Source organism: Bacteroides xylanisolvens XB1A (assembly GCF_000210075.1).
In the GTDB taxonomy this organism is placed as follows: domain Bacteria; phylum Bacteroidota; class Bacteroidia; order Bacteroidales; family Bacteroidaceae; genus Bacteroides; species Bacteroides xylanisolvens.
This window is the reverse complement of the sequence record NC_021017.1, coordinates 2,904,884-2,911,436: the sequence shown is the minus strand read 5'-3', so window position 1 is coordinate 2,911,436 and position 6,553 is coordinate 2,904,884. Positions and strand designations below refer to the sequence as shown.

Below are 6,553 nucleotides of genomic sequence, written 5' to 3'. Positions count from 1 at the left end.
CTATATATTCCTGTCAACAATAGATTGAATTGTCCGCCCAACGGGAATCCGGGGGACACACATAAGCAGAATAGGCACATGATTCATGCGGGACAACTTATTGAACGCACGCTTCACGAACAGGGACGCACCGTCACCTGGTTCGCTACCCAACTATGCTGCACACGCCCCAATGTTTACAAGATATTCCGGAAAGAGAATATCGACATCCACCTGCTCTGGCGCATCTCCTACATCCTCGGCCACGATTTCTTCCGTGATCTGTCCGACAGCATCAACACCGGAAGCTTCCCCAGTGTATCCAAATAGGATACAATTTCGTATCGTTCTTGGAACTATGTTTTCACCCGGTAGTATACTCCTTTCGCATACCTTTGCAGGCATATTAACATATAATCACAAAAGGACATGAAAACGAAAAAACTATTTCTGATTATTACTCTGGTTGTCGGTTGTGCCGTCGGAGCCCATGCGCAAAAGACGGTCTTCAAGTTTCGCGACGCACAGGCACGTGCAGGTGATGCAGTTACTGAAGTTTGTGTCAAACCTACAGTTGTCGAGGTGAAAATACTGGAAGATAAGGGACGGATCAAGGATGAATGGACACTAAGCAAAGAGGAAGTGGAAATCGCCATGAAAGGAGAACTTGACAACATCCGTGCATGGGGGACGTATCTGTCCACCATCAAATACAACTGCGATGTCATCATGGGAGCCACTTTCAAAGTGGAAGATAATGAAAAAACAGGGGGATACACGGTTACAGTAGTAGGTTATCCCGGCATCTTCGTCAACTGGCATCCGGCCACAAAAGAAGATTATGAATGGATACGTCTGCAAAAGTTATCACCCACAGATGGAAAAAGCCAGATAGCGCCCGTCGTTAAGAATAAGAATTAATCACTAAAATATCAATAACAATGAAAAAAGTACTATCAATGGTTGCCGCACTCTTATTGTGCGTAGGAACTCAAGCGCAAATCGTATCATCCAGAAGCGCAATCGTCAAAACAGAGAAGCAAGCCAGCAGCACACAATGGTTCTTGCGTGCAGGTTTGAATATCATGAATTTCTCCGGTGACGGGGCCGAAGGAGCTGATTCAAACATCGGATATAACGCAACATTTGGTTATCAGAAGCCTTTAGGCAGTACAGGAGGATACTGGGGGATGGAGTTTGGACTTGGCTCCCGTGGTTTCAAAGTGGACGACACGAAATGTATGGCTCACAACATACAATATTCTCCGTTCACATTCGGATGGAAATTTGCTGTGGCGGACAACGTCCGTATCGACCCGCATGTAGGAGTCTTCGCTAGTTACGATTACACAAGCAAAATGAAAGAAGATGGAGAAAGCATCAGTTGGGGTGATTATGCAGATTATATGGAGGTTGACTACAATCATTTTGATGCCGGTATGAATATCGGCGTAGGAGTCTGGTATGACCGTTTCAATCTGGATCTCACCTACCAACGCGGATTTATAGATGCATTCAGCGATGCCGACGGATTCAAAACCAGTAACTTTATGATTCGTCTGGGTATTGCCTTCTAAGGACAACCAAACCTCAATAAACCATATTATTTATTCAGCGTCCACGATCTTTTCTTTTCACAAAAAGGGCCGTGGATGCTGTTTTCTTAAAAAGAACGGAATATGATGACCAAACGACAATTTCTGGTAATCTTGTATCTACTGCTAGGAATTATCCCACTAACAGCACAGACTTTCACCGAACAGAAAAAGAGCTATCCTGTCAGTGCAGACGGCAATAAATATGTGGTCAGCGGATTTACCCCTTTCAGCGATATGCAAGACGAAAACATCTACGCTAATGCACTGCTATGGATCGTCAAGAATGTCTGCCCACAGTTACGGGAAGGAATAGCGGAGGTCAACGTACCGGCTAAAAACTTCAGTTGCGATCTGATACTTGCCTCGCAGGCAGACTCAAGCCAAAAGAATACTTACTATTGCAAAGCCCTGTTTCAAGTAAAGGACGGTAAACTGGTCTATTATCTTTCCAATATACGGATAGAGTCATCAGCAGTGATAATGAAAAAAATCACTCCTATGGAGAAGCTACAACCGGACAAGAAAGCATCTCACAAAGAAATCATGGATGATTTCGTACAGGTTGAATCGCAAGTATTGAACAAAATGTTCGACTTCATCATAACGAACCAGCTTTCACCGATTACTCACTGGAATGAAATCAACATCAACAAGCCGGTGAAAGGCATGACGGAAGATGAATGTCTACTGGCTTTCGGCAAACCGCAGACTATTCAAGAATCAAATGGAGAAGTACAATGGATGTATTCCAGCTCGTTCTACCTGTTCTTCAAGGACGGACATGTGGAAACTATTATCAAATAGAGTCTAAAAAACGAATCATCTCAAAATCAAACAATTAAAACAATTTATTATGAAAACAATCTGGAAAGCAACTGTTTGCATAGTTGCAGTATTACTGTCGTTCAGCATTTATTCCTGTGGCGACGACGATGACGACGCTGTCGGTTCACGCGATTTATTGTTAGGAACATGGAATGGAGTGTATTATCTTTCACAAGAATGGGAAGATGGTGAAAAGGTAAGTGACTCTAAAGAAGATTTTGTAAATGGAACCAACCGTTATTCCATAGAGTTCAAGGAAGACGGTACGTATGTAGAAAAAGATGTCTACAACTCCTCCGGAAGTACTAATTATTATCATGGTACATGGAGCTACTCCGGTAATAAGCTGACTCTCATCGACACTGAAGAGGATAATTACACAGAAGTGTGGATAGTGACCACAATGACAGAAAATGAATTAGTCTATGAACTTCGTGAAAAAGAGAAAGAAGACGGAACAACATACGAATATTACGAACAACACGCTTTTACGAGATAATTCAAAGGCGTTATAACATAAAAACTTTCTTTCTTTTTCAGGAAGATAAAATTAAGCAAAGGTTTCTTTGGTGAAAAGAAACCTTTGCTTAATCTATTGGAAAAGCAATTCAACACATCAATATGCCACTGTCAGCGGTGTGCGCAACTTCTGCGCATATTCAGCCATATATTTATTCCAGGCATCCGGAGTCTTAATAGCAGCCTTATCCCAGGCAGAACCCCAATAATAAGTATATTCAGAACCCGGCTCATATTCGCTGATAGCCAAAACGTGACCGTCGGCCCCGCCACGTTCTTTCTTTTCCTTTTCAGAAAGAAAAACCACTTTCGCTTCTTTCACCTGTGCAGGAAATGCAGCACCGACAAATATCTTGCCGTTTGCACCGCTACGATCTGTTGTAGGATCCACGTAAGTGATATAGCCATTGGCAGCATCTGCCACAGTCGCACCGTCCGGTTCACGCAACACAAGTCCGGTAGTCACCGGCATTGCTTCTTTCAGATTGGTATATGAAACAATCGTTTTGTTGAGATAAGAACCTGCATCCAGTGAGATTACACGAGTCTCCACTACATTAGAGTCTCCACGAACTACCAGCGGATTAAATTCCAGCTTCACCGTGAAACGCAGCGGACCATTATCAAGGATTTCCTGTGTACGATAGCAGTAAGGATAGATAATAGTGTCACCCGCCATCAGAGCAGCAACACCGGCACCCAACGTAGGTCCTACGGCATAGCAATCCATGCCATATCCATGATCGATATGGTAAGAGATAGCTTTTTGTAGTTCGGAGGCAGCTTTAGGATCTGTCTTTTTCAATTCAGCTATCTTGGCACGCTTTTCAGGATTCAGTTCTTCCGCATAGAGAGATTCCAGAATCGGCTCCGTTGTGTTGTACTTCGTGAAAAGGTCGTAGCCGAAACCACGCTCTCCGCGGGCTTGCAAAGCAGGGCCATACGCACGGAATCCGCCAAGATCATTCTCCCAGGCAACGTCGTCCAGACGTTCGGGGTAGTACTTACCGCAAGCAACGACATCGAAAGGTGCCGGTGTACCCGGTTGAATAGTGTAAACAGCCGTTCCGTTCGCTTCTACCGTAGCGGGGAAAACAACCTTTTCGTCATACGTCACCTGATAAGGCACTTGCTGACCGTCAACATCAAGCACTACAATCTGCGCTGTATCTGCCAGTTTCAACTTGGCAACAACATCGCTCATCGGCACTTCAACCATCTCCCCCACCCGTTCAAGAGCCAGCGGATTGGTCACTGTGATTGTCATTGACTGTTTACTGTCGGCACAAGAAGCAAACCCTATCAAGACTACAGCAAACAGAATTAATATCTTTTTCATAATTAGTCTACATTGAATGAATAATATATACTTTGCAAATAGAGGCTATTATATCCGCATCTGTTGGATATATAGATCCAACGCATCAGCTATATATATCCAACGTGTTGGATATATATGTTCAACACGTTGGGCATATATGTCCAATAAGTCGGTCCTATAGCTCCTGCAAAGGGAATGATAAAAAATAAGGTGACAGATGAAAAGAGGATGCTCTTTGCCATTCTATCACCTTATCGGAATCTCTTCTATCTTACATTATTTCGGCTGTTTTCCGATATAAGCAAGGATACCACCATCTACATAAAGAACGTGGCCGTTGACAGCGTTAGAAGCTTCAGAAGCAAGGAATACAGCAGGACCTGTCAGTTCTTCAGGATCCAACCAACGACCGGCAGGAGTCTTGGCGCAGATGAATGAATCGAATGGGTGACGGCTTCCGTCTGCTTGTTTCTCACGAAGAGGAGCAGTTTGCGGAGTAGCGATGTAACCCGGGCCGATACCGTTACACTGAATGTTGTATTCACCATATTCAGAGCAGATATTGCGAGTCAGCATCTTCAGTCCACCCTTAGCGGCAGCGTAAGCAGATACAGTTTCACGACCCAGTTCGGACATCATTGAGCAGATGTTGATGATTTTACCAGCACGTTTTTCCATCATAGCAGGAAGAACAGCCTTAGCAACGATGAACGGAGCATTCAAGTCGATGTCGATTACACGACGGAAATCAGCAGCATCCATCTCGTGCATAGGAACACGACGGATAATACCTGCATTATTTACAAGGATATCAATTGTACCTACTTCTTTGGCAATTGTAGCAACCATAGCCTGAACAGCCGGTTCGTCTGTCACGTCGCATACATAACCGTGAGCTTTGATACCTTTTGCAGCGTATGCAGCCATTCCTTTGTCTACCAACTCTTGATTGATGTCGTTAAAACAAACTTTAGCGCCTTGTTCTGCGAATGCAGAAGCAATAGCAAAACCGATACCATAAGAAGCACCTGTAACGAGCGCTACTTTACCTTCCAAAGAAAAATTCAAATACTGATTCATAATTCTTTTTATTATTAAATTAGGAAAACTATTGGATTTGTTATTTCAAATCTGTAATCAACGAGAAGTCCTGATCGCCATAGTCGAGGTTCTCACCACCCATTCCCCAGATAAAGGTATAGTTGTGGGTAGCAGCAGCCGAGTGGATAGACCATTCGGGCGAAAGAACAGCCTGATCGCCTTTCATCCATACGTGACGTGTTTCGCCTACCTCACCCATAAAGTGGCAGATAGCATGATCTTCGGGAATCTCGAAATAGAAGTAGGCTTCCATACGACGGCTGTGTACGTGGGCCGGCATCGTATTCCAGACACTTCCCGGAGCCAGTTCCGTCATACCCATCTGCAACTGGCAGGTGGGCAACACCTGATTCACCAGCATCTTATTGATATTACGGTGGTTGGAGCCTTCCAAAGAACCCATTTCAGCTACTACGGCATCGGCTTTCGTCACCTTACGGTCGGGATAATTGCGATGTGCAGTCAGTGAGTTGAAGTAGAATTTGGCAGGATGAGCAGCGTCTTTGCTTTCGAAAGTCACTTCACGGTCGCCCGAACCCAGATAAAGAGCTTCTTTATAGTCCAGTTCGAACTCCGCGTCGCCTGCTTTCACAATACCGGGACCACCAACATTGTAGATACCCATTTCGCGACGGGTAAGGAAGAACGGAGCTTTCAGCGGATCGATTGCTTCGAGCGTCAGCACCTCTCCTACCGGCAGCGCACCACCTACCACCATACGGTCGTACATGGAATATACCATATTTACTTCATTGGGGACAAATATCTTTTCAATTAAGAAATCTCTGCGGATTCTTGTAGTATCATAACTTTTTGCATCTTCAGGATGCGCAGCATAGCGAATTTCATAGTTCGTTTTCATACCTTATTTATTTATAGTTATTGAATAAGTTCTCTTTCTACGTACACTTCGTTTACGTACACGATGCAAAAATAGCAAAAGAAAACGGGTTTACCTTGCAATTTTGTTCCAATTATCCACCAAAAATGTCCAGAATCTGTGCAATGTACACTTTTTTAACGAACTATAATACGATTTGGGAGAGATTTCTACCTAATACAGTTTGAACCTTCTATAATAAAATACAAGCTATTCAACGACCAACACGATAAGCATTAAAATAGTCAATATAACGAATAAAATAAGATTAATGAATTCTATATACGCTGATCCCCTATATACTTCAATTTTATAAGGATATACAAAAAC

Annotated in this window: 8 protein-coding genes; 5 read left to right on the top strand and 3 right to left on the bottom strand. The window is 43.5% G+C overall.

Annotated features, from left to right (window positions below; translation table 11 throughout):
• Positions 1 to 78 precede the first annotated feature (78 nt).
• From BXY_RS11450 to BXY_RS11430, 5 genes are all read left to right on the top strand, one after another.
• On the top strand, positions 79 to 309 hold the full coding sequence (locus tag BXY_RS11450; RefSeq protein WP_004313711.1) for a hypothetical protein: 231 nt from the start codon (positions 79 to 81) through the stop codon (positions 307 to 309).
• Positions 310 to 408: 99 nt separating this feature from the next.
• On the top strand, positions 409 to 900 hold the full coding sequence (locus BXY_RS11445; protein ID WP_008641587.1) for a hypothetical protein: 492 nt from the start codon (positions 409 to 411) through the stop codon (positions 898 to 900).
• 20 nt (positions 901 to 920) lie between these two features.
• Positions 921 to 1,556: an outer membrane beta-barrel protein gene (locus BXY_RS11440; protein ID WP_008641585.1), complete on the top strand. Its 636-nt coding sequence runs from the start codon at positions 921 to 923 to the stop codon at positions 1,554 to 1,556.
• A 105-nt stretch (positions 1,557 to 1,661) separates the two neighbouring features.
• Positions 1,662 to 2,381, top strand: a complete 720-nt coding sequence (locus BXY_RS11435; RefSeq protein WP_008641583.1) for a hypothetical protein — start codon at positions 1,662 to 1,664, stop codon at positions 2,379 to 2,381.
• Positions 2,382 to 2,430: 49 nt separating this feature from the next.
• A complete protein-coding gene (locus BXY_RS11430; RefSeq protein ID WP_008641580.1) occupies positions 2,431 to 2,901 on the top strand; it encodes a lipocalin-like domain-containing protein in 471 nt (156 codons plus the stop codon).
• A gap of 117 nt (positions 2,902 to 3,018) precedes the next feature.
• Here the strand turns inward: BXY_RS11430 and BXY_RS11425 are convergent, their stop codons facing one another.
• From BXY_RS11425 to kduI, 3 genes are all read right to left on the bottom strand, one after another.
• On the bottom strand, positions 3,019 to 4,260 hold the full coding sequence (locus tag BXY_RS11425) for a DUF4861 domain-containing protein (protein WP_015531954.1): 1,242 nt from the start codon (positions 4,258 to 4,260) through the stop codon (positions 3,019 to 3,021).
• A gap of 258 nt (positions 4,261 to 4,518) precedes the next feature.
• Positions 4,519 to 5,322, bottom strand: coding sequence for a gluconate 5-dehydrogenase (locus BXY_RS11420; protein ID WP_004313702.1), 804 nt, complete (start codon positions 5,320 to 5,322; stop codon positions 4,519 to 4,521).
• Between the two features lie 40 nt (positions 5,323 to 5,362).
• Positions 5,363 to 6,205 carry a 5-dehydro-4-deoxy-D-glucuronate isomerase gene (gene kduI, locus BXY_RS11415; RefSeq protein WP_004307807.1) on the bottom strand — a complete coding sequence of 281 codons (843 nt, stop codon included), beginning with the start codon at positions 6,203 to 6,205 and terminating at the stop codon, positions 5,363 to 5,365.
• Positions 6,206 to 6,553: the final 348 nt, after the last annotated feature.